The 22990-nt window shown below is 33.2% G+C and carries 22 protein-coding genes; 11 read left to right on the top strand and 11 right to left on the bottom strand.

Annotated elements, in window-relative coordinates; genetic code table 11:
- Nucleotides 1-8 precede the first annotated feature (8 nt).
- Nucleotides 9-1478: an arginine decarboxylase gene (locus tag IMCC3317_RS23030; RefSeq protein WP_160131802.1), complete on the bottom strand. Its 1470-nt coding sequence runs from the start codon at nt 1476-1478 to the stop codon at nt 9-11.
- Between the two features lie 488 nt (nt 1479-1966).
- Here IMCC3317_RS23030 and IMCC3317_RS23025 point away from each other — a divergent pair, with 488 nt between their 5' ends.
- From IMCC3317_RS23025 to IMCC3317_RS22985, 9 genes are all read left to right on the top strand, one after another.
- Nucleotides 1967-2215, top strand: a complete 249-nt coding sequence (locus tag IMCC3317_RS23025; protein ID WP_160131801.1) for a hypothetical protein — start codon at nt 1967-1969, stop codon at nt 2213-2215.
- Nucleotides 2216-2522: 307 nt separating this feature from the next.
- A complete protein-coding gene (locus tag IMCC3317_RS23020) occupies nt 2523-3626 on the top strand; it encodes a hypothetical protein (protein WP_160131800.1) in 1104 nt (367 codons plus the stop codon).
- Nucleotides 3627-3650: 24 nt separating this feature from the next.
- Nucleotides 3651-5609, top strand: a complete 1959-nt coding sequence (locus IMCC3317_RS23015; protein WP_160131799.1) for a S8 family peptidase — start codon at nt 3651-3653, stop codon at nt 5607-5609.
- 224 nt (nt 5610-5833) lie between these two features.
- Nucleotides 5834-6082, top strand: a complete 249-nt coding sequence (locus IMCC3317_RS23010) for a hypothetical protein (protein WP_160131798.1) — start codon at nt 5834-5836, stop codon at nt 6080-6082.
- 148 nt (nt 6083-6230) lie between these two features.
- Complete coding sequence (locus IMCC3317_RS23005; RefSeq protein ID WP_160131797.1) at nt 6231-7127, top strand: MerR family transcriptional regulator; 897 nt, start codon at nt 6231-6233, stop codon at nt 7125-7127.
- Nucleotides 7128-7173: 46 nt separating this feature from the next.
- On the top strand, nt 7174-8652 hold the full coding sequence (locus IMCC3317_RS23000) for a phytoene desaturase family protein (protein WP_160131796.1): 1479 nt from the start codon (nt 7174-7176) through the stop codon (nt 8650-8652).
- Nucleotides 8636-9475 (top strand): phytoene/squalene synthase family protein, encoded by an 840-nt coding sequence (locus IMCC3317_RS22995; RefSeq protein WP_160131795.1) that lies wholly within the window; start codon nt 8636-8638, stop codon nt 9473-9475. The genes IMCC3317_RS23000 and IMCC3317_RS22995 overlap by 17 nt, the downstream gene beginning before the upstream one ends.
- A gap of 15 nt (nt 9476-9490) precedes the next feature.
- On the top strand, nt 9491-9943 hold the full coding sequence (locus tag IMCC3317_RS22990) for a sterol desaturase family protein (RefSeq protein WP_160131794.1): 453 nt from the start codon (nt 9491-9493) through the stop codon (nt 9941-9943).
- 9 nt (nt 9944-9952) lie between these two features.
- Nucleotides 9953-10642 carry a lycopene cyclase domain-containing protein gene (locus tag IMCC3317_RS22985; RefSeq protein ID WP_160131793.1) on the top strand — a complete coding sequence of 230 codons (690 nt, stop codon included), beginning with the start codon at nt 9953-9955 and terminating at the stop codon, nt 10640-10642.
- Here the strand turns inward: IMCC3317_RS22985 and IMCC3317_RS22980 are convergent.
- From IMCC3317_RS22980 to IMCC3317_RS22965, 4 genes are all read right to left on the bottom strand, one after another.
- Nucleotides 10616-11194 (bottom strand): TlpA family protein disulfide reductase, encoded by a 579-nt coding sequence (locus IMCC3317_RS22980; RefSeq protein ID WP_160131792.1) that lies wholly within the window; start codon nt 11192-11194, stop codon nt 10616-10618. The two genes, IMCC3317_RS22985 and IMCC3317_RS22980, sit on opposite strands and share 27 nt — an antisense overlap.
- Nucleotides 11195-11533: 339 nt before the next feature.
- Entirely contained in the window at nt 11534-12418 is an 885-nt protein-coding gene (locus IMCC3317_RS22975; protein ID WP_160131791.1) for an anti-sigma factor, read from the bottom strand.
- Between the two features lie 84 nt (nt 12419-12502).
- Complete coding sequence (gene lpdA / locus IMCC3317_RS22970) at nt 12503-13909, bottom strand: dihydrolipoyl dehydrogenase (protein WP_160131790.1); 1407 nt, start codon at nt 13907-13909, stop codon at nt 12503-12505.
- 403 nt (nt 13910-14312) lie between these two features.
- Nucleotides 14313-14984, bottom strand: a complete 672-nt coding sequence (locus IMCC3317_RS22965; protein ID WP_160131789.1) for a T9SS type A sorting domain-containing protein — start codon at nt 14982-14984, stop codon at nt 14313-14315.
- A 153-nt stretch (nt 14985-15137) separates the two neighbouring features.
- On the opposite strand from IMCC3317_RS22965, the gene rplS reads away from it, so the two are divergent.
- Nucleotides 15138-15491, top strand: coding sequence for a 50S ribosomal protein L19 (gene rplS / locus IMCC3317_RS22960; RefSeq protein WP_160131788.1), 354 nt, complete (start codon nt 15138-15140; stop codon nt 15489-15491).
- A gap of 767 nt (nt 15492-16258) precedes the next feature.
- Nucleotides 16259-18487: an NADP-dependent isocitrate dehydrogenase gene (locus tag IMCC3317_RS22955; protein ID WP_160131787.1), complete on the top strand. Its 2229-nt coding sequence runs from the start codon at nt 16259-16261 to the stop codon at nt 18485-18487.
- Nucleotides 18488-18943: 456 nt separating this feature from the next.
- Here IMCC3317_RS22955 and IMCC3317_RS22950 read toward each other — a convergent pair whose 3' ends face one another.
- From IMCC3317_RS22950 to IMCC3317_RS22925, 6 genes are all read right to left on the bottom strand, one after another.
- Nucleotides 18944-19780, bottom strand: coding sequence for a universal stress protein (locus IMCC3317_RS22950; RefSeq protein ID WP_160131786.1), 837 nt, complete (start codon nt 19778-19780; stop codon nt 18944-18946).
- Between the two features lie 11 nt (nt 19781-19791).
- The gene (locus IMCC3317_RS22945; RefSeq protein WP_160131785.1) at nt 19792-20181 is read right to left on the bottom strand and encodes a hypothetical protein; all 390 of its coding nucleotides are present in this window, start codon (nt 20179-20181) and stop codon (nt 19792-19794) included.
- Between the two features lie 7 nt (nt 20182-20188).
- Nucleotides 20189-20623: a hypothetical protein gene (locus tag IMCC3317_RS22940; protein WP_160131784.1), complete on the bottom strand. Its 435-nt coding sequence runs from the start codon at nt 20621-20623 to the stop codon at nt 20189-20191.
- Nucleotides 20624-20635: 12 nt separating this feature from the next.
- On the bottom strand, nt 20636-21055 hold the full coding sequence (locus IMCC3317_RS22935) for a GreA/GreB family elongation factor (protein ID WP_160131783.1): 420 nt from the start codon (nt 21053-21055) through the stop codon (nt 20636-20638).
- A 30-nt stretch (nt 21056-21085) separates the two neighbouring features.
- A complete protein-coding gene (locus IMCC3317_RS22930) occupies nt 21086-22390 on the bottom strand; it encodes a Glu/Leu/Phe/Val family dehydrogenase (protein ID WP_160131782.1) in 1305 nt (434 codons plus the stop codon).
- A gap of 337 nt (nt 22391-22727) precedes the next feature.
- Nucleotides 22728-22910 carry a hypothetical protein gene (locus IMCC3317_RS22925; protein ID WP_160131781.1) on the bottom strand — a complete coding sequence of 61 codons (183 nt, stop codon included), beginning with the start codon at nt 22908-22910 and terminating at the stop codon, nt 22728-22730.
- Nucleotides 22911-22990 lie beyond the last annotated feature (80 nt).

Here is a 22990-nt window from a genome sequence, read left to right as displayed (position 1 = left end):
TTGTTTGGTTATGTTGATTTGATTGTTTCGTTACAACCAATTTTTTCTTCTTCTTTTAATGCTAATGCATTGTTGATTCCGTAATCATATCCTAAGATTGATAGTAAATTTTCAGAAGTCTGTTGCGGTGCAAATACACGCGTTACAATTTCTCCTGCTTCATCACGATCGATTAAGATGTGTTTTGGTTGTGGAATGAGACAATGTTGTAATCCGCCAAATCCACCAATGGTTTCTTGATACGCTCCTGTGTTAAAAAACCCAATGTATAATGGTTTTTCTTTGCTATATTTTGGAAGATATATTGCGTTCATGTGTTGCTCACTGTTGTAGTAATCGTCACTATCGCAGGTTAATCCGCCAAGTAATACACGCTCATATTCTTTTTGCCATCCATTTATTGGCAACATCACAAATCGTTTGTTGATTGCCCAAGTATCTGGCATAGTTGTAATGAAAGATGAGTTGATCATATTCCATTTTTCACGATCATTTTGTAGTTTTTGGTATAATACTTCATAAATAGCACCGCCACTTTCGCCAACCGTATAGCTTCCAAATTCTGTAAATATATTTGGAACTGCTACGCCAGCTTCGTCGCAAGTTTGTTTGATTTGCAGAATAATTTCATCAATCATATAGGCATAATCATAATCAAACGCTAACGAGTTTTTTATCGGGAAACCGCCACCAATATTTAAACTATCTAGTGAAGGGCATACTTTTTTAAGATTGACATATACTTTCAAACATTTCGACAATTCGTTCCAATAATAGGCAGTATCTCGAATTCCTGTATTGATGAAAAAGTGTAACATTTTTAATGTCACTTTTGGATTGTCTTTGATATCGCGATTGTAAAAAGGTACAATGTTTTTATATCCAATTCCCAAACGAGATGTGTAAAATTCAAATTTTGGTTCTTCTTCAGAAGCAATTCGAATTCCGATATTGTAGTTTCCTTTGATTTCTTGACTTAATAAGTTGATTTCCTCGTAATTGTCAATAATTGGAATACAGTTTTTGTGTCCGTTATTGATCAATTTACCAATATTTTTTACATACTGATCGCGTTTAAAACCATTACTAATTACAAAAGTGTCATCCGTAATTTTTCCTTGTGCTTTTAGGTTTTCAACAATATCAATATCAAAAGCGGATGATGTTTCAATGTGAATATCATTCTTTAATGCTTCATTTAATACATGTTTGAAATGCGAGCTTTTAGTACAATAACAGTAATGATATTTTCCATTATAGTTATTCTTTTCAATCGCATCTGCAAACCAATTTTTTGCATTGTTGATGTTTTCGGAGATTTTTGGTAGGTACGTAAATTTTAAAGGCGTTCCATACTCAGCAATGAGATTTGTAAGGTCAATGCCGTGAAATTGTAATTTGTTGTTATCATCAAGTTTGAATTCTTTTTGAGGAAAATCAAAAGTCTGCTCGATGAGATCAATGTATTTAGTTTTCATTTTAATGAATAAAAAAATTAAGAAATAATAAGGGTTATGTTATGAATCGTTATTAATTTTAAAATAGAATTGAGTTTCTTAAATACGAAAAGTGAATACCGTAAATGGCATGAATGTGCGCTTGGACAAACGCTTGAAAGTATGTCCTGCTTCAGAAGTCAGCCTGAGAATTTGGCATCTTATCCCTAAGACAGCTTTCGGAGTAGACTTCTTTATCCTCCTAGGCCCAAATCTGAAAATAGTATCCATTTATATAGGCAATGCGTTCTATTAGTGAACTCATTTACAGAACAAACATAGTAAAAAAATGAATTGAAAAAACTTTTTTTTATTTTTTTTGATATTTTTTAAAAATAAACTCCAATAATCTGATTATTAGATATATAAAATAAAACACATTTCTAAAAAGTAGCCTAAAACACAAAGAAATGATTCTTTTTCATATTCAAAAAAAACAAAAACCATAAGATTTTACTACTTTTATGCACATGCGTTACTACTTAAAATATATTTTCATATTCCTAAAAGCTGCGGCAATTTCATTATTATTTGGAGTTTGTTGGGCATTAACTTTTTATGGTTTAGAGCAGTACACAAGTACGCACATGCAAACGCATCGAAATGATTTCTTTTTTGATATTGTTGTCTTCTTTTTTAGCGGTCTTGTGGGTGCTTTGTTGTTTTTCATTAGTATGTTTTTATTTGAAAAAGTATACAATCACTTACGTGAGAAATAGTTTTTTAAACAATCAATCTACTTTTATATTCCTTAACATTCTGGTTTCGTAATCGAGGAATTATTTCCAATTTCTATCTTTTGTTATGTGTCATTTCCAACATTCTTCTCACACTACATATAGTATTCAAACATACAGAAGCAATCATACTCTTTCATATCTATTTTAGATATAAACCGTTTATAATAAGCATTTTAATTTAATTAACGTTACGTAAAAACATACAATTAGTATGTTTAAAACTTACTAAAAAAGAGGTTTTTTATCGTAATTTTAGGTAAACCATAACCAACAAAAACTTTAAATTATGAAAAAAATAATTTTTAATCTGTTAATGGCGGGAATCGCTTTATTTTCAGTAAACGCTTTACAAGCACAAGTCACTAATTTCGGAACAGGCTCAGGAACTGGCGGTGGCCTCTCAACCTATGTAGGGTATTTTTCAGGGAATACCGCTAATGCCCGTTTCAATAGCTTTTTTGGACATTTTAGTGGACGAAGTACAACCTCAGGAAGCAACAACTCTTACTTTGGTTATGATTCAGGACGCGATGATAATACTAGCTATAACAATACGTTCATGGGATCACAATCAGGAAAATCTAGCAAAGGAAATAACAATACTTTTATGGGAGCATACTCTGGAAGAATAAATACTGGAGGTTATAATGCAACTTTAGGTAGCGGTGCTGGACAAAATAATACAGGTGGAACCGGTAATACATTATTGGGTTCTGGATCTGGATTTTATAATGCTGATGGATTTGGAAATGTATATGTAGGAAACAATGCTGGATTTGGATCAAATGGAGCGCCTGGAGGAAATTATAATGTAGCTCTCGGTACAGAAAGTGGTCGTGTAATTAAAGATGGAAAGTACAATGTCTTTTTAGGCTATCGTTCAGGATATAACAATTCTAGTGGAGCTGGAAATGTGTTTTTAGGGAACGATGCAGGATACAGCGAAACTGGAAGTGACAAATTATATATTGACAATTCAACAACGACAACACCATTAATTTATGGAGAATTTAATATAAATAAAGTCGGAATCAACACGAATCAATTACCAAACAGTGTTGGTGGCGCAAATACAAGTGCGTACAGTTTATATGTAAAAGGCGGTATTTTAACAGAAGAAATTCGCGTGCGTACAGGTTGGGCAGATTATGTGTTTGATGCTGATTATAAATTATTACCTATTCAAGAAGTAGAAAATTTTATCAAAGAAAACGGTCACTTGCCAAATGTTCCTTCTGAAAAGCAAGTAGAAGAAGAAGGAATTGAATTGGGAGATATTGCACGTATTCAACAAGAAAAAATTGAAGAATTAACGTTGTACATCATTAAACTACAAAAACAAGTAGATGCTTTATCAGAAAAACTAGAAAACGAAATCAATAAAAAATAAGTGCTATCCTTAAACACTAACATTATGAAAAACTTACATATATACATACTAAGTTTTCTCTCTTTTGTTTGCTATTCAGGTATAGCCCAAGAAAAAATTGATGAAAATTTACTAGCAGAACTCAAAACAAAACAAGCAGAAGAACAAGTTTCTTTTATTGTAATGTTGAATGACCAAGTAGGTCTTGCCGAGTTGAAAAGAAATCAAGAAAACCTCTCAAGACAACAACTTCATGAACAAGTGGTTACTATGCTGCAAAATAAGGCAAAAAGTACCCAACAAGATTTTGTATCGTACTTGAATATGCAAAAAAATCGAGGAGATGTTATCTCGTATAAACCACTCTGGATTATTAATGCTGTGCTTGTGAAAGCGAAAGCAAAAACAGTCGCAGAAATTAGTCAACACAAAGATATTGCATACGTTTACATGGATTATCTTATTGCTTCCATTCGTCCTATGGAAGAAACCAAAGCATCAATTGCAGCTGCTAACGGCGTAGAAGATGGCGTCTTACTTATAAACGCAGATTGTTTGTGGGCACAAGGAATTACTGGAGCTGGACGTTTAGTATCGCACTTAGATACTGGTGTTGACGGAAATCATCCTGCATTAACGGCAAAATGGCGTGGAAATGCAGCTGGTGTTACGCCAGGAGAAGCTTGGTTTGATCCAAATGGTTTATCACCAAGTTTTCCTGTAGATTCAGGATCACACGGAACACATACCATGGGAACCATTTTAGGAAGTGTTCCTGGAGATATTATCGGTGTTGCCTATGATTCTGAATGGATTTCAGCAGGTGTAATTGATATTGGCGGTATTAGCAATACAATTTCTAAAGCATTATTAGCTTTTCAATGGACAGCTGATCCTGATGGAAATCCTGCTACCGTGAGCGATGTTCCGGATGTAAGCTCTAATTCTTGGGGATTGGTACCATTCGCGCACGTTCCTGCTCCATGTGATACTACTTTTTGGTCTGTAATTGACAATGTAGAAGCGGCAACCGTAGTTGTAGTTTTTGCAGCTGGTAATGAAGGATCGCAAGGAAGTAGTTCGTTACGAACGCCTGCTGACAGAGCTACTACTGCTTACAATTCATTTTCAGTAGGCGCTTTAGATACTTCGGGAAATACTATTGCTTCCTATAGTAGTAGAGGTCCATCAACATGTACTACAGATCCAGCTTTGGCAATAAAACCAGAAGTTGTAGCACGTGGATCTTCCGTACGATCTTCTGTTCCAGGCGGCGGATACAGTTCTTTTAACGGAACTTCTATGGCAACTCCACATATTGCAGGAGCTGTTGCATTACTGAGACAAGTGAATCCGAATGCTACGGTAGATCAAATTAAAGATGCACTAATGCAATCTGCAATCGATTTAGGCACACCTGGACCAGATAACAATTATGGTCATGGATTAATTGACGTTTGTGCAGCAGCCTTACTCATATCACCATGTCCTGTAACATTGAGTATCACTACAAATGTACCTTCAGGTACGGACACACAAGAAGCTTCCAGTGCTATAGAAGCTTCCAATACAATTAGTGCAAGTGCTACTGCAATTTATCATGCAGGAGACGAAGTTGTTATGATTCCAGGATTTGACGCGCTAAATGGTTCAGTTTTTAGAGCGTATATTGAAGGTTGTACAGGTACTTTTGTAAGCCGAAATTCAGATAATACGATTGCATATATTGATGAAACTACGATTCAAGATGTGTCTAATGAGCCAATTATTCAGAAAATGCATATCGCACCAAATCCAAATCAAGGTATGTTTTCTGTATATTTTGATGAAGAAGAAAGCGGAACACTGCAAATTTTAGATTTCAAAGGTGATTTGATTAAAACACTTGATTTTGAAAATAGCACCAAACTTTCCGTAGATATTCAACGGAACTTACAAGGAATGTATTTCGTGAAGGTTCGTACCAAATCGAAGACATTCGTTGAAAAAATTATAAAAAAGTAATTCATATCATATAAAATGTATGAGTAGGAAAAGTGGGCTTCGGTTCACTTTTCTTGTATTTATAAAGAATGTTTATTCAGTAAATTTAACAGTTGAAGGCTCTCTTTTCTAAAGAAAACACCTCATTATAAGACAAATAGGTCGTTATTTATAAATGACGACCTATTTTAGTTTTATACCAAACTTTATCTTTCTAATTTAGTGTAAACTAAAACATCAGTATCATGAAAAAAAGAAAATTAACCACTTTGAACTTGAAAAAACAAGTCGTATCATCTTTAAACCAAAACTCCGTAAATGGTGGTGTAGATCAAAAATTTACAGTTACATGTGCTATTCCAGTTGGTAATTGTACAATTGCATTAACGGTACAGCCGCATGTTTGCCAAACATTACCAAGACCGCTTGGAAATTGTACTGTACAATTGTCGGTGCAAGTTTGGTGCAATCAAACTTTTGATGCAAAGTGTTAAAAATTGTTATTCAAACTTAAAAGCTATCAAATTTGGTAGCTTTTTTTATTGGTACTAATTCTTATTCACATAAAAATAACATTATTCATAACCAATTCAATATAAAAGCGTTATTTTTGTTTATCATCTTATTAAAAAGATTAAACAAATGGACTGTGTTAAGACTAAATTTAGCATCAAAGACTTAGAAAATCTTTCAGGAGTTAAGGCGCATACAATTCGCATATGGGAAAAAAGATATGAATTGTTAGCACCAGAAAGAACTGACACAAATATCCGGACGTACGATATTAAAAGTTTACAAAAACTTCTCAACATCACATTACTTTATAAAAATGGTTATAAAATTTCTAAGATAGCTGATATTCCTGAAAATGAAATTCACATTTTAGTTCGGGAAATAGCGACTGATAACAATGTCCACAACGAAGCGTTGAATTCTTTTAAACTTTCAATGCTTAATTTCGATTATAGTCTATTCAACAATACCTATACTGAATTACTCTTGGAGAAATCCTTTAGAGAAATTTTTTATGATACATTTATTCCTTTATTGAATGAAATTGGCGTGTTGTGGCATACAAATACGATCAATCCTGCGCATGAGCATTTCATCTCTAGTTTGATAAAACAAAAGGTTATTTTTAACACAGAACGGATTCAATCCATTAAAAAATCAAAAAAATCAAAAACATTTGTGCTTTTTTTACCAGAAAATGAAATTCACGAAATTGGTTTGTTGTACTTGAATTACGAATTGCAACTCAAAGGATATCATACTATTTATTTAGGACAAACAATTCCAATAGACAGTTTGACAACTATTAAAAATTATTTTCCAAATTCGCATTTTATCTCTTACTTTACGGTCACTCCACCAGAAAATCGGATAGAAGAGTATCTTCAAGAATTTAATGACAAAGTTGGCTTCAAAGATCATCATTTATGGCTTTTGGGCTATCAGGCAAAAAACGTGAAGAACGATAAAAACCACAAAAATCTTAAAGTTTTTAAATCAATAACGGAATTAGTTGAAGAAATTTAGAGTTCTATTTTATTTTTGTTTAACTTTTTACTACATTTGTTAAACAATGAAATCAAAAATTATAATTATTGGTGCTGGATTTTCCTCCTTATCTGCTTCCTGCTATTTAGCAAAAGCTGGTTACGATGTGATAATTTTGGAAAAGAATGCTACTGTTGGTGGCAGAGCCAGACAATTGAAGCGAGATGGATTTACATTCGATCTTGGTCCATCTTGGTATTGGATGCCCGACGTTTTTGAACGTTTCTTCAATGACTTTGACAAAAAACCTTCTGATTTTTATCATTTAGATAAATTAAATCCCGCATATCAAGTATATTTTGGTGAAGATGATTCTATTCTCATAGAAGATACGTTAGAAAAAATTTGTACAGCTTTTGAAAATGAAGAAGAAGGAAGTAGTATAAAACTGAGAAAATTTATCGCAAATGCCGAAGATAATTACAATGTAGCCATCAAAGATTTGGTGTACAAACCTGGCGTTTCTCCTTTGGAATTAGTGAATGCAAAAACAATCAAAAAAATTGGTCAGTTTTTTAGTAACATCAAACGTGATGTTCGTAAAGAATTTAAAAATGATCGATTGATTAAAATATTAGAGTTTCCAGTATTATTTTTAGGCGCAAAACCAAGTGATACACCTTCTTTTTATAGCTTTATGAATTATGCCGATTTCGGATTAGGAACTTGGCATCCAACTGGCGGAATGTACAGCGTTATTGAAGCAATGGAAACCTTGGCTAAAAGTTTGGGCGTCATTGTTATGACCGATGAAAACGTTAAAGAAATAAAAATTAAAGATAAAAAAGCAACTGAAGTTGTTACAGACAAAGGCTTGTTTACCGCTGATATTGTCTTATCTGGCGCAGATTATCATTTTTCGGAAACTTTGTTAGCTCCTCAATTTCGTCAATATTCTGAAAAGTATTGGGAAAAGAAAACATTTGCACCTTCTTCCTTATTATTTTATGTCGGATTTGACAAAAAACTAAAAAATGTATCGCATCATACATTATTTTTTGATGTCGATTTTGATGCGCATGCACACGATATTTATGACAAAGCTGCTTGGCCAAAAGATCCTTTATTTTATGCGAATTTTCCATCAATGACAGATGCTGCGGCAGCTCCAGAAGGAAAAGAAGGAGGATTTTTTTTAATTCCGATCGCGCCAGGCTTAGAAGATACACCTGAACTCCGTGAACAATATTTTGATATTATCATGAATAGATTTCAGGAAATTACACAACAAGATATCTCAAATAATATTATATTTAAGGAGTCTTTCTGTGTAAACGATTTTATAAAAGAATACAATTCATATAAAGGAAACGCATACGGAATGGCAAATACATTGCTGCAAACCGCATTTTTAAGACCTAATTTAAAAAGTAAAAAAGTATCAAATTTATATTTTACTGGACAATTAACAGTTCCCGGTCCTGGAGTTCCTCCAGCATTGATTTCCGGGAAATTAGTAGCCGAATTAATTATAAAACACCAACCGAATGAAAGCCCTATTTGATTCAGTTTCGTATCAATGTAGCACACAAGTCACGAAGTCCTACAGCACATCGTTTTCGTTAGCTACTAAAATGTTGTCGCCATCTATACGACAAGACATTTACAATATTTATGGTTTTGTAAGATTTGCAGATGAAATTGTAGATTCTTTTCATGACTACGACAAAAAGTTCCTGCTCGATAAGTTTCAAGCAGATTTGGATTGCGCGTTGGAACGTAAAATTAGCCTAAATCCTATTTTGAATTCGTTTCAACATACGGTTCATACCTACAATATTCCTAAACACTTGATTGATGCTTTCATGAAAAGTATGCGTCAAGATTTAGACAAAAAAGTATATTTAACACACGAAGAATACCAAGAATATATTTATGGTTCTGCAGATGTTGTTGGATTAATGTGCTTAAAAGTGTTTGTAAAAGGCGATGTAGAAAAGTATGAAGAATTAAAATCTTCGGCAATGTCACTTGGTTCCGCTTTTCAGAAAGTGAACTTTTTACGGGATTTAAAAGCTGATTTTGAAGATTTAGATCGTACCTATTTCCCAGATGCTGATTTGAAAAATTTAGATGAAGCATCCAAACAAAAAATTATAACGGAAATTGAACACGATTTTAAACTTGGTTTAGCTGGAATTTCAAAATTACCGATAGAAGCTAAATTTGGTGTATTTACCGCATATAAATATTATTTTAAATTACTAAAGAAGCTTAAAAAAACGCCTTCAACGAAGATTAAAAATGCGAGAATTCGTATTCCAAATTATCAAAAAATGGCGTTATTAGCGAATTCTTACGTAAATTATCAACTGAATTTGATCTAAAATAGAAAAGAAAAAATGACAACTCTTATTTGGATAGCAATATTTTTAGCAACATTTTGTTTTATGGAATTTATGGCGTGGGCAACGCACAAATACGTAATGCACGGTTTTTTATGGTCGCTACACGAAGATCATCATCACAAAGATCACGATTCATGGTTTGAGCGAAATGATGCTTTTTTTATTTTCTATGCTGTAGTCAGTATAACTTGTTTTTTATTGTGGAAATATGATATCTTTTGGGCAGGATTGCCTATCGGAATTGGAATTTTCGCCTACGGACTCGCCTATTTTATTGTACATGATATCTTTATTCATCAACGTTTCAAACTGTTACGAAAAGCGGATAATTGGTATGCAAAAGGAATTCGCAGAGCGCACAAAATTCATCACAAACATTTAGGAAAAGGCAATGGAGAATGCTTTGGAATGTTGTGGGTTCCTATGAAATATTTTAAGCGCAACTAATTCATTCGCATGAAGAGTTTATACATTCTACTAAATATCGGATCGTTTGTAGTTCCGTTTTTATTCAGTTTTCATCCTAAATTAAAATTCTATAAACATTGGAAATATCTATTTCCTGCGATTTTCATCACGATGTTGGTGTTTATTCCTTGGGACGTACTATTTACGATTAATGATTTTTGGGGATTTAATCCTGATTATTTTCTAGAATACACAATTTTTTCGTTGCCAATTGAAGAATGGTTATTCTTTATCTGCATTCCGTACGCGTGTATTTTTACGCACTATTCGTTGCAATATATTTTTCCAAACATGCGATTATCTGCAAAAGTATCGCAAACAATTAGTTACATTCTTTTAATCATTTTTACGCTTGGCGCGATTGTTTTCTACGACAAATGGTACACAGTAATTGATTTAGCGTATGGCGCAATTTTACTTTTTATTGTGATGAAAGTTTCGCCAAAAATCTTAGAAAGCTATTATTTGACGTTTCTCGTGATGTTGATTCCGTTTTTTTTAGTGAATGGAGTTTTGACGGGAACTTGGATTGAAAAACCTGTTGTTTGGTACAACAATGCTGAAAATTTAGGCATTCGCATGGGAACAATTCCTGTGGAAGATTCAGTGTACGCTTTTACAATGATTCTTTCAAGTTTATTTTTGATGAATTTATTCAGCAAGCGAAAAAGCCAGTAATTCATCAATTTGATTGCGAACGTTTGTGCTATTCCAATCGGATGAACCAAGTTCTTTCATGATTATTTTTCCTCGATCATCAATCAAAAAAGTAGCTGGAATACTGTTGGAATATAATTCCTTTGGTGCTTTATCTGAAGCGTAATATACAGGCAAATTGTAATTGTTCTTTTTCAGATAAGAATCTACTTTTACTTTTTCATCATTCGCAACAAATACAAACTTAATTTTATCTTTATAATCTGTGTGCAATTCGTTCAAACTTGGCATTTCTGCAATACAAGGCGGACACCAAGTTGCCCAGAAGTTCACAAGAATAATTTCTCCTTCCATTTCCTGAAAGTTGACTTTTTCCCCTGAACTATCTACCAAATTCCAATTAAAATCGCTCACAACTTCTCTTTCCGATTCTTCAATACTGGAAGGATTTGAAAACGCAATTTTCACTTGATTCAGTTTTACTTTAACGTATGTTCCAACTGGCGTAAAAACTATCAACGCAATTAGTACAAAAAAAATAATATTACGCCATTGTCCTTTTGTTATTTTCATGTGTTGTAATTTATAATTATGAAAGATACGAATTAGTAGTCATTACGAGTCTAAAAAGCATTTTTTTAAATAATTTTAATATTGTTAAAAATTATTATTTAAATATTTGAATATCAAGTGATTAAATATGCTTTCTTCAATGAAAAATATAACATAAAAAGAAGATCTAAACTGTCATGCTGTCATGTTAATTCTGGACAATATTTGACACTAAAAATAGACTTTATATAAGTTACTAACTCAGCAGTCGCAACTAAAAATAAGAACTTACATTTTAGGTATAAAAAAACTCCAGATAGTTCTGGAGTTTTTTTATACTTTTTATATAATTTATAGTAATTATCTAACCGCAGTTCCGTTGATAGTTGCGTTGATATTGTTTGTAACAGACAAACCATTATTACTTATTCCTTCTGTTCCTGTAATTGGTTTTAAGAAGAAAGGCTCATTTGGATCGCCTACTAAATCTGGCTCAACCGAAATTACAACTGGTAATCCTGTTACGATTCCGTCAATTCCCGCTGGAAGATTGAATAAGAAATCTTCTCCTGGAAATAATGGTGCAGGTTCATTTCCACTATACGGAGACGAACTGTCTGCTGCATTTGCACTTGTAAATTTTCCTGTGGTTGCTGGTGCAGAACCGGTATTAAATACTGCCCAACCTTCATATTTCCAACCTGCAGAAAGCTGCGGAAGATTTATTAATCCTGCCGTTGTCATGTTTTGTATAAACCAAACACCTCTATCATTGTTTCCATTATCAACTCCGCCAACATTATCCGTTGGAGTATCTGTAACGAAAGATCCTGAAAATGGAGTCGTCGTATTTGCAAAATTTCCAACCACGCTATTGATTGATAATGTAGCTGCATTTGCCACAAAACCACCTTTTAAAATTTTTGTATTTGAAGGCGCTGGATCGTCTCCTGTTGCGAGTTCAATTGACAAAATAAATTCCGTTGCCACATCTAAATCCGCAGTAACTAAAGTAAATGTTTGTGTTGAATTCACCGATCCTGTGTTGAATCTTCCTGTTGAAATTGGCGTATTGTTGACTACAATCCAACCTTCGTACACGAAATTACTTGGTAATGGCGCTACACCATTTAGATTTACAGTTAAAGTTGACGTTGGCACTGGAGGCGTTCCGTCATCACTAGAACATGATGAGAATGCTATAATTCCTATAAACATGCTCGCTATCATTAAACTTTTCTTCATCTTTTTATTTTTTTAATTTTTTTTCAATCTTTCAATCTTTCAATCTTTCAATCTTTCAATCTTTTAATCTTTTAATCTTTTAATTTATATATGTAATGCTCTGTCTTCCGTAGCTGCCAACGCTGCTTCTTTGATTGCTTCTGCAAATGTTGGATGTGCGTGTGACATACGTGCTATATCTTCCGCAGATGCTCTGTATTCCATTGCTACAACTGCTTCTGCGATTAGATCGGCTGCTCTGGCACCAATCATGTGGATTCCTAAGATTTCATCTGTTTTTTCGTCTGCTAATATTTTAACGAAACCGTCTAAATCCATACTTGCTCTACTTCTACCCAAAGCTCGCATTGGAAATTGTCCCGTTTTGTACGCAATTCCAGCTTCTGTTAATTCTTCCTCTGTTTTTCCAACAGCCGAAACTTCTGGCCATGTATAGACAACTCCAGGAATTAGATTGTAATCAATATGTGGTTTTTGTCCTGCGATGATTTCCGCTACCATTGTACCTTCTTCAGATGCTTTGTGTGCTAACATTGCTCCTTTTACAACATCGCCAATTGCGTAAATGTTTGAAGCCGAAGTTTGCAAGTACGCGTTTACTTCTACTCTACCTTTATCGTCAATTTTTACGCCAGCCGCTTCTGCGTTCAATCCGTCCGTATATGGACGACGACCGACAGAAACTAGGCAGTAATCGCCTTTAAATTCTACTTCTTCGCCTTTTTTGTTTTCAGCTTTTACAACAACCTCATCACCAACACGTTCCACAGAAGTTACTTTGTGAGATGTGTTAATTTTAAATTTTTGCTTTTTGAATACTTTTGTCAACTCTTTAGAAAGTCCTGCGTCCATTCCTGAGATGATTCTGTCCATGAACTCAATTACAGTAACTTCTGAACCTAAACGTTTGTATACTTGTCCTAATTCCAAACCAATAACGCCGCCGCCAATGACAAGCATGTGTTTTGGTATTTCTTTTAGTTTTAAGGCTTCTGTTGACGTGATCACTCTTTCTTTATCTAGTTTGATAAATGGTAAGTTTGCGGGTTTACTTCCAGTAGCAATGATGATATTTTTTGCTTCTATTTCTTCCGAAGTTCCATCATTTTTGGCGATGTTTACGTGAGTTGCATCTTTAAAACTACCCAAACCTTCGTAGACATCAATTTTATTTTTCTTCATCAAGAAATCAATTCCACCAGTCGTTTGATCGACAACAGCCGTTTTACGAGCAATCATTTTTTCAAGATTTACTTTTACTTCTCCTGAAATTTCAATTCCGTGATCGTCAAAGTGCTTGATAGCTTCTTCGTAATGATGCGAAGAATCTAGCAATGCTTTTGATGGAATACAACCTACATTTAAGCAAGTTCCACCTAAAGTGCTATATTTTTCAATAATTGCTGTTTTCATTCCTAATTGCGCACATCTTATTGCGGCAACATATCCGCCAGGACCAGAGCCAATTACGGCTACATCGTATGAATTCATAATTTTGTGTTTTTTTGAACTATTTTGATTTCAAGAATACAAAAGTACAATTATTTTAGGGTTGTGCAATGCTTTTAGTATCGCTTCGCTCAATTTAAGAATTCAATGATTCAAGGTTGTTTGTCGACACTGTTTTTTGATTTTAAGAAATAATCTGCAAGTCAGCATGTTTTTTTGGTATGTGAATTATTTACTCAATAGAATAAACTTATAAACCTTTCAACTTTTAAACTAAAATTTGCTTCGCTGTTAGCATTTTAGTCGTTGTATTTTAAGGAATTATCAAATTAACACATTTTCAAATTGACACATTATTTTTTTAGTTCAAAAAAAAGCGGCAATTTATACAAGATAAATTACCGCTTTTGGTTTATTTTAAAATTAAAAATAATATAGTATTGGATTAGTTAACGATAATACGTTTCGTTGTTACTTTTTTGTCTGTGATTAGTTTTAAGATGTATACATTTGGACGTAAGTTTCCTAAATCTACAGGAATTTTATCTTGATGACTGAATACTTTTTCATATATTATTTGCCCCGTATTTACATCTAATACTTGAATTATTCCGCGTTGTACTTGAGCTTCTTGAATTTGAACTGTAAATTGCCCACGACTCGGATTTGGAATTAATACAATAGTATCGTCTGTTGCAGTTCTTCTGAATGGCTCTGATATTTCTTCATCACTTCTTCCATTAAATTCAACAAAATAGTGACATTCACTTCCAAATTCGCTTTCAAGTTCTTCCGATAGATTTTGAGAGAACGCAAAATGATAATTTACAGATTGTTGCACACCTTCATTCATTCTAAATTCTACGCTTAACGGATAGTATGCTCTTGGCGGAAGATCAACACTTAATAGTTGTGCTCTTGTCGGATCAGTCAATATAACTTCTCTGCGTTCAGCATCAATTATTTCAATTCCTTCTGCACGTCCGCCACTACTTAACCAACGTTCCCATAATTCAGGACTTAATTGAAATCTAATTTCCCCAACTTCTCTAAAAGGGACTTCAATATTGTACTTCCCTAAATAGTGTTGACCGTTTTTTAGCTTAATAATTATCAAATCGACATATTTTCAAATTGACACATTGGAAAAATTCATAATTTAACATTTAACATTCAAAAAAAATACTTATTTTTGCACTCAATTTTGGGTCAACCTCTGGCGATAGACGTGAATATGTTGGTTTGAATTAATATTATTAAAAAGTTTAAAATGGAAGCTTTAATTAAATTTGTACAAGAAGAATTTGTAGCAAAAAAAGACTTTCCTGTATTTGCAGCAGGAGATACTATTACAGTTTATTACGAAATTCGTGAAGGCGAAAAAACACGTACACAGTTCTTTAGAGGAGTTGTAATTCAACGTAGAGGTTCAGGTTCATCTGAAACATTTACAATCAGAAAAATATCTGGAACCGTTGGAGTTGAGCGTATTTTCCCAGTTAATTTACCAGCACTTCAACAAATTGAAGTAAACAAAAGAGGTAAAGTTCGTAGAGCACGTATCTTTTACTTTAGAGGTCTTACTGGTAAGAAAGCAAGAATTAAAGAGAGAAGATTCAAATAAAATCTTTCAAAAAATATATTATAAAAAAAGTCCTGCAAATTGCAGGACTTTTTTCGTTATAAACAATTGTTCACAACTTCGGTTCATAACTTGTTGATTTCTAATTTAGTATATTCATTTATTTTTCAAAAACTTACGTTATATTTATGAAACAATTCACAGAAAGACAATGCAAATTGATCTCGAGTAGATTGTACAGAACGTTCTAACACAAGTTGTTAATTTAATCTATTTTTTCGGAAGTAATTTTTGGATACAAGAATTACGAAAGAAAAATGCTTCTCTATTTCTAGGATAGTTCGCTATTATGGACTCAAGGAGAAACACTGAAATTTGTTAGTATTGCTAAGATGCTAATGAAGTGTTGTATATACCTAAATTCCGCAAGGAAAAGAGGTTCATATAAATGGACACGTCACTAAAGTAGATATGTACAAGTAGGTATTTTAAAGAAACAGCTGAAATAAGTTTCAAACTAAGGTGTAATGCCAATAACGACTGAACTTATTTCAAACTCTGAAGTGTTGTTTTACTAAATTGTTTGTTAAGCAATTATAAAACTATTAAGTACTACACATTTCAAAAAGCCATATCAAGGTAAGCAATTACAATGATATGGCTTTTGTTTTTGTTAAAATAGCTAAAATAAACGATATTCTAGATTGACTGCTTCGCGATATCTTCTGTAATCCACTATCATTTTTGTATATTTGCACTTCGAAAAAACTACAATACATAATTCCAATTTTTAATATTTGTAAATTAATATGGCAAAATCAACTAAGATTATCTATACAAAAACTGATGAAGCACCAGCTTTAGCGACACATTCTTTTTTACCAATCGTAAAAGCATTTACAGCGCCATCTGGTATTGACATTGAAACCAAAGATATTTCTTTAGCAGGAAGAATTTTAGCAAATTTCCCAGAATATTTAACCGCTGATCAACGCGTAAGTGATGCATTAGCAGAATTAGGAGAATTAGCAAAAACACCTGAAGCAAACATTATCAAATTACCAAACATAAGTGCTTCAGTGCCGCAGTTGAAAGACGTTATTGCAGAATTACAAGCAAAAGGATTTGCCATTCCTGATTATCCAGAAGAGGCAGAAACGGAAAAAGATAAAGCAATTATTGAACAATATAATAAGGTAAAAGGTTCTGCTGTGAATCCTGTATTACGTGAAGGAAACTCAGATCGTAGAGCACCAAAAGCAGTAAAAAACTACGCTAAGAAAAATCCACACAGCATGGGCGTTTGGTCATCAGACTCCAAAACGAATGTAGCAACGATGGAAGCTGGAGATTTTCGTTCAAACGAAAAATCTATAACTATTAATGACGCTACATCTGTAAACATTGAACATGTTGATGTAAATGGAAACAAAACTACGCTAAAAGCCGGAATCGATTTACTTGCAGGAGAAATTATCGATGCAACAGTAATGAGCAAAAAAGCATTATTAGCTTTTTTAGCAAAAGAAATTGCAGAGGCAAAAGAAAAAGGTTTGCTCTTCTCGCTTCACATGAAAGCAACGATGATGAAAGTAAGTGATCCAATTATTTTTGGACATGCAGTTCGCGTATATTTTGCAGACTTATTCGAAAAATACCAAACTGAATTTGACGAAATCGGAGTTGATGTAAATAATGGTTTTGGAAACTTATTAAATAATCTTAACGAATTATCTCAAGAAAAGAAAGAAGAAATTATTGGAGATATTGCTGTGGCAATGGAAAATGGTCCAGATATCGCAATGGTAAATTCTGATAAAGGAATCACTAACTTACACGTACCTAGTGACGTAATTATTGATGCTTCAATGCCTGCAATGATTCGTACCTCTGGAAAAATGTGGGATGCTGATGGAAAATTACAAGATACCATAGCTGTTATTCCAGATAGTAGTTATGCTGCTTTATACCAAGTTACGATTGATTTCTGTAAAAAGAACGGTGCATTTGATCCAACAACAATGGGAACTGTTCCTAATGTTGGTTTAATGGCTCAAAAAGCAGAAGAATATGGTTCGCACGATAAGACTTTCGAAATTCCAGCTAATGGAACTGTGAAAATTGTAGATGCCACAGGAAAAACTTTAATAGAACATAACGTTGAAACTGGAGACATTTGGAGAATGTGCCAGGTAAAAGACGCGCCTATTCGCGACTGGGTAAAACTAGCCGTAAGCAGAGCAAAAGCGACAGGATCGCCAGCAGTTTTCTGGTTAGATCAAGAAAGAGCGCATGATGCAGAACTCATTAAAAAGGTAAATCTATATTTAAAAGATTACGATACTGAAGGATTAGAAATTCATATTCTTGCATTAGCAGAAGCAACACAATACACACTTGAGCGTACTAAAGATGGTAAAGAGACAATCTCAGTAACTGGAAACGTTTTACGTGATTATTTAACGGATTTATTCCCTATTTTAGAATTAGGAACAAGTGCAAAAATGCTTTCCATCGTTCCTTTAATGAATGGCGGCGGATTGTTTGAAACTGGCGCTGGTGGATCTGCACCAAAACACGTACAACAATTCAACGAAGAAGGACATTTGCGTTGGGATTCTTTAGGAGAATTCTTAGCATTAGCCGTTTCTTTAGAACATTTAGGTTCAAATTATGATAATAAAAACGCGATTGTTTTATCAGAAACTTTAGATGACGCAACGGATAAATTCTTAGAAAACAAAAAATCACCTTCTCGTAAAGTACACGAACTTGACAACAGAGGAAGTCACTTCTACTTGTCATTATATTGGGCGCAAGCATTGGCTTCGCAAAATAAAGATGCTGAGTTAAAAACGCGCTTCACTCCTATTGCTTCTGAATTGGCGCAAAATGAGGAAAAAATCGTTAAAGAATTGAATGACGCGCAAGGTTCACCAATGAATACTGGCGGTTACTACATGCCAAACGATGAATTAATGTCAAAACTAATGCGTCCTAGCGAAACATTCAATAAAATTTTGAGCGCAATTGCGTAATCGAAATTATTACATCATAACATTACAAAAAAGCTTCTTATTCGTAAGGAGCTTTTTTTAATTTTGGGCGTTTCCACAAAAGTGGTCGGCTATCCTGTGTTCCTATAAAAAAATCTGAATTATAAGTAATTAGAAATAAAGTATTTACACCTTGAGCCATTACTGATAAACAAAGTAATCGCATTCGTTTGTGTATTCTTATTTTATTAAAAATATGGATAAATCTACAAACTCGAGATATCAAGTAATAAATAGTTTACTTCAAGAGATTAGTTTTTGAAATGATAAGTGAACTTTAATACCAATTAAACTTAATCGTTTCACTTCAAACAAAACTACATTATATTACTTACTGAAAAATCGGTGCAGGCACTAACCAAGAAAGTAATGCGATGATTGCAAGTCCAAGTAAAATTGTCAATATGTAAAATTTACGATTACTCATTGTTTCTGCATTTATGAATGTAAAGCAATTAAAGGAGTTACATGTAATGGTCCTAATTTTGTGATTTTGGATTGACTCAGCCCATGTTTTCTCCAAAAATTTGGTTTTTTATCTATAAGCGATATAATGCAATCATCTTGATTTTCTGCTAATTTTTTAAGATCGTCAGGAGTTTCTAAATAATCTACAGTAACTGTTGTGCCACTTAGTGTTTCTAATTGTGCATGTATTTTTGTCTGATTTTCGATTTGAAGCGAAGTCCTATTCTTCTTATTTGCTAATACAACAACTTTCACACTTCCATTAACGATCCGGACTAACTCATACCATTTTTCAAGTTCAGTTATTGGTATTTCAATTTCAAAACTGGATGCTAAGATAAACTCTGGATGTTCTTTTAAATATGTAGGTTGCGGAACAATCATTACTAAGCATTCTCGAACGCTTTCAATAATATTTTTCACATTTCCAGTGTACCCATGACTAATAGTTTTATTTTTATGGTCACTCGTAACCACTACCAAATCTATATCGAAATTTTTGATGGTTTCTTTAATTCCTTCTATTGGATTTATACAAGCAGAAATGTTTTCATAACTGTGTTTTTTATTTTTAAGTTTGTACCTAGACCTAATGTCTGCTAGCTTTTTTTCTGAATTTAATCTAGGTTTGTCATACCAATCCTCATCTGATTGAAGTATTTTTAAAGCACTTAATCCGTTAATTTCATACGAATATGTATTCAAAAAATAAAATTCACAACGCTCTTCCTTAAAGAAATTAATAGCATAATCAATTGTGTTATAATTGTCAAATGTGAAATCGATAGGTATTAAAATTCTTTTCATAATGATGATTTTTATCTTCGTTGAAGTTTGGATAGATTTGTATAAATTATTGTTTTTAGTTGACTAAATTCTTTATACAAGTTTGCATATTGATTTCTTTCTTTTTCATGTATCATAGCACGTTTTGTGTCATATTCACGATCTCCATATTCAAGTTCTCTTTTAAGTTCTTGTTCATACTTGCAAAATGCGCCCATTAGTAAAGTGTTCTTTCTTCGTAATCCTATAATGGACATTTCGATACTGCCGATTCTTAACAGTTGTTTCTGAATTGTTCCCAAATGGTTTAATTCCACATGAATATTTTCAAACGCTTCCGTCCACAGATTCAATTCTATCAAATCCTTTTGGATACACAATCTTCTATGCGCATCAATTTTATGAGGTAATTCGGCTTTCAAAAATTGACTAATTAATCATTGTTTCTTTTTTTGAAGCACTAAACTTCCCTTGCAACATGCTAAAAAACTGATCTTTTAACTTTCTATATTTATCTATGTGGAATAAATACATTCGTCTACACTTTTCATGTTCTTGAAGAAAAACCATGTCACAAGATGTATCTTCACATTCAGCTATGGCAGTACGAGAATTTTTAAAGTTTATAAGAGAACTTAAAATGACATCATTATCTACTTTTTTCATTTCAAAATGTTGTATTATTTTTTCCTGTCCCATACGTTTTTCAATTGGTTGTGCATTGTAGAAACCAACAAGATTTTTCAATTCTCCACGAACATAAGTCAGATGATTAATCCAGTTCTCTAATTCCATAGTATTAATTTTGTGAGCAACTTCTACTTCACTATCATGCGGATAAATTTCGATTTGTAATTCTTTCATGTCAATATATTTTTAAATAGGAACTTCAATTTTTTTATAATTATCTTCCAACGTTACTACTTCAACAGTTAATTTTTGTTCTCCACCAGAAAAATTGCATTGTATTACATCTTCTTCTGCATGACCAAAGAGCGCTGCGCCAATGGGAGTAAGAATTGAAATTTTACTGTTTTCAACGTCTTTTTCCGCTGGAATTACAATTTGCAATGTCTTTTTCCAGCCTTTATCAGAAGAAACTAATACCGAACTGTTGAACCGTATAACATCTGTTGGCATCTCTTCTTCATCTAAAATATGAGCATTTTTAAGATCGTTATTCAGTTGTTGAAATGAATTCTGAACTTCAAAATCTTCTACATATCCTGAAATATTGAGTATGCGTTTTAAAAACACATACTCTTTTTTTTCTAAAATTAAACTGCCGTATTTCATCGTTTTAACTTTTAAATTATTAGTATTATATCAAGGAAAAATACCTCTTTGTATATATGCTTTTTCAATACGTTGTATTGCGATACAATATGCTGCCGTACGCATGTCCAAGCCTTCACGTTGCGCATATTCAAAAACTTTATTGAAAGATTCTTTCATCTTTTTATCAAGTTTGGCAATAACTTCATCAAATTGCCATAACTCTCCATTACGATTTTGTAACCATTCAAAATAACTTCCCACAACACCACCAGAATTACATAAAATGTCAGGTATAATTGCAATATTTCGTTTTAAGAGAATTTGTTCTCCTTCAACATTAGTTGGACCATTTGCACCTTCAGCAATTAATGTCGCTTTAATAGTTGCGGCATTATCTTTTGTAATCTGATTTCCCAACGCCGCAGGAATACAAATATCACAATCCGTAGCAAAAAAATGCTTCGAATCTAAAGTTTCAGCTTCAGGAAAGTCAACAATACTTCCGTTATTTGCTTTTGAATAGTTAAACAAATCTTCCACAGTAATTCCATTTTGATTCTCAATACTTCCAAAAGCATCTTGCACTGCTGCCATTTTCGCACCTTCTTTTTCTAAAAAATGCGCCGCCCAAAAACCTACATTTCCAAAACCTTGTACGATGAACTTTTTATCTTTGATAGATTGATTATTCTTTTCCGACCAAAATTTAATATTTAAGAATACGCCATATCCAGTAGCGCGATCACGACCTTCTAAACCGCCGCTACCTTCAGGTTTTCCAGTAACTACATGTTGATTAGCAGTACGTTCTGCTGGTGGACGCATGCTCATATACGTATCTGCAATCCACGCCATTGTTTGACTGTTGGTATTTACGTCTGGTGCAGGAATATCGTGCTCAGGACCAATATTGTCGGCCAATGCAAATGTGAATCTGCGTGTAATCCGTTCTAGCTCACCTTTTGAGTATTTTGAAGGATCTAATTGAATTCCTCCTTTTCCACCACCATATGGCAAGCCAGCTAAAGATGTTTTCCAAGTCATCCACATTGCCAAGGCGCGCGCTGCATCAATGTCTACTGTCGGATGGTAACGTAATCCGCCTTTATATGGACCTAATGCGTTGTTGTGTTGTACTCTATATCCTGTGAAAATTTCTACTTCTCCATTATCCATCTTTACTGGGAAGTTTACAATAATCTCGTTGTTTGTGATACTCAATATCTTACGGATATTGGGATGTAAATCTATATAATCTGCCGCAATAGAAAATTGTTGCATTACATTATCCATCATACCTTTAGCTGGTACTTTTTTGGTTTTCTTTTTCGGAATAACTGTCATTGTTGCCATATTCGTTGTTTGCGCAAGCGCTTTTTTTAATTATTTAAAATAACGGTTGGTAATACTTCGTTCGTTGTATTTTTGTGTCAAATAAATACTTCTCATGCTTTTAGCCTTTGACTTCTTAAAAGTCAGTGCTGATAGGATTGAATTTAAAATCATTTTTTTATTGTTTTTGTTTTTGAATAGACTTTTTAAAAAACCTACGATATTAAAAATGTTCTTTCTTGAATATCGGGTTCGCTTTAATGCGTTTTTATAGCTTCCTTCATGTACGTTTATTACTTGTTTTAACACAATATTTGTGGCTACTAAATTATAAATCATGTTGGTTGCTTTTATATGATTATGCCAGTATCATTTCAGGCACACGTTTATTTTCATTACTGATGTTTGTTGTTGATTGTTGCATCATTACAACTGTTTCTTCAAATTCGCTACACGACCATACTTGATCTTTCTGGGCAGTTAGCACACATGTATTTTTATGAATACATGTGGGACAAATATTAAATGGATTTGATTTCATTTTACATATAATTAATATTTACAATACCAAAAGGCAATGTGTGTGCCATTAAAATCAATTATATATGCAAAAACCTCAAA

The sequence above is a fragment of the Kordia antarctica genome (assembly GCF_009901525.1).
Lineage (GTDB): Bacteria > Bacteroidota > Bacteroidia > Flavobacteriales > Flavobacteriaceae > Kordia > Kordia antarctica.
The sequence above is the reverse complement of the archived record's forward strand: the minus strand, read 5'-3'. Positions and strand labels throughout refer to the sequence as shown.

Coding starts and splice junctions, on each gene's coding strand:
- lpdA (WP_160131790.1), bottom strand. CDS start 13,909: ATGAATTCATACGATGTAGCCGTAATTGGCTCTGGTCCTGGCGGATAT.
- IMCC3317_RS22955 (WP_160131787.1), top strand. CDS start 16,259: ATGGCAAAATCAACTAAGATTATCTATACAAAAACTGATGAAGCACCA.
- IMCC3317_RS22995 (WP_160131795.1), top strand. CDS start 8,636: ATGAAAGCCCTATTTGATTCAGTTTCGTATCAATGTAGCACACAAGTC.
- IMCC3317_RS22930 (WP_160131782.1), bottom strand. CDS start 22,390: ATGGCAACAATGACAGTTATTCCGAAAAAGAAAACCAAAAAAGTACCA.
- IMCC3317_RS22985 (WP_160131793.1), top strand. CDS start 9,953: ATGAAGAGTTTATACATTCTACTAAATATCGGATCGTTTGTAGTTCCG.
- IMCC3317_RS22990 (WP_160131794.1), top strand. CDS start 9,491: ATGACAACTCTTATTTGGATAGCAATATTTTTAGCAACATTTTGTTTT.
- IMCC3317_RS22935 (WP_160131783.1), bottom strand. CDS start 21,055: ATGAAATACGGCAGTTTAATTTTAGAAAAAAAAGAGTATGTGTTTTTA.
- IMCC3317_RS23025 (WP_160131801.1), top strand. CDS start 1,967: ATGCGTTACTACTTAAAATATATTTTCATATTCCTAAAAGCTGCGGCA.
- IMCC3317_RS22975 (WP_160131791.1), bottom strand. CDS start 12,418: ATGAAGAAAAGTTTAATGATAGCGAGCATGTTTATAGGAATTATAGCA.
- IMCC3317_RS22980 (WP_160131792.1), bottom strand. CDS start 11,194: ATGAAAATAACAAAAGGACAATGGCGTAATATTATTTTTTTTGTACTA.
- IMCC3317_RS23030 (WP_160131802.1), bottom strand. CDS start 1,478: ATGAAAACTAAATACATTGATCTCATCGAGCAGACTTTTGATTTTCCT.
- IMCC3317_RS23005 (WP_160131797.1), top strand. CDS start 6,231: ATGGACTGTGTTAAGACTAAATTTAGCATCAAAGACTTAGAAAATCTT.
- IMCC3317_RS22925 (WP_160131781.1), bottom strand. CDS start 22,910: ATGAAATCAAATCCATTTAATATTTGTCCCACATGTATTCATAAAAAT.
- IMCC3317_RS22940 (WP_160131784.1), bottom strand. CDS start 20,623: ATGAAAGAATTACAAATCGAAATTTATCCGCATGATAGTGAAGTAGAA.
- IMCC3317_RS23010 (WP_160131798.1), top strand. CDS start 5,834: ATGAAAAAAAGAAAATTAACCACTTTGAACTTGAAAAAACAAGTCGTA.
- IMCC3317_RS23015 (WP_160131799.1), top strand. CDS start 3,651: ATGAAAAACTTACATATATACATACTAAGTTTTCTCTCTTTTGTTTGC.
- IMCC3317_RS23020 (WP_160131800.1), top strand. CDS start 2,523: ATGAAAAAAATAATTTTTAATCTGTTAATGGCGGGAATCGCTTTATTT.
- rplS (WP_160131788.1), top strand. CDS start 15,138: ATGGAAGCTTTAATTAAATTTGTACAAGAAGAATTTGTAGCAAAAAAA.
- IMCC3317_RS22950 (WP_160131786.1), bottom strand. CDS start 19,780: ATGAAAAGAATTTTAATACCTATCGATTTCACATTTGACAATTATAAC.
- IMCC3317_RS23000 (WP_160131796.1), top strand. CDS start 7,174: ATGAAATCAAAAATTATAATTATTGGTGCTGGATTTTCCTCCTTATCT.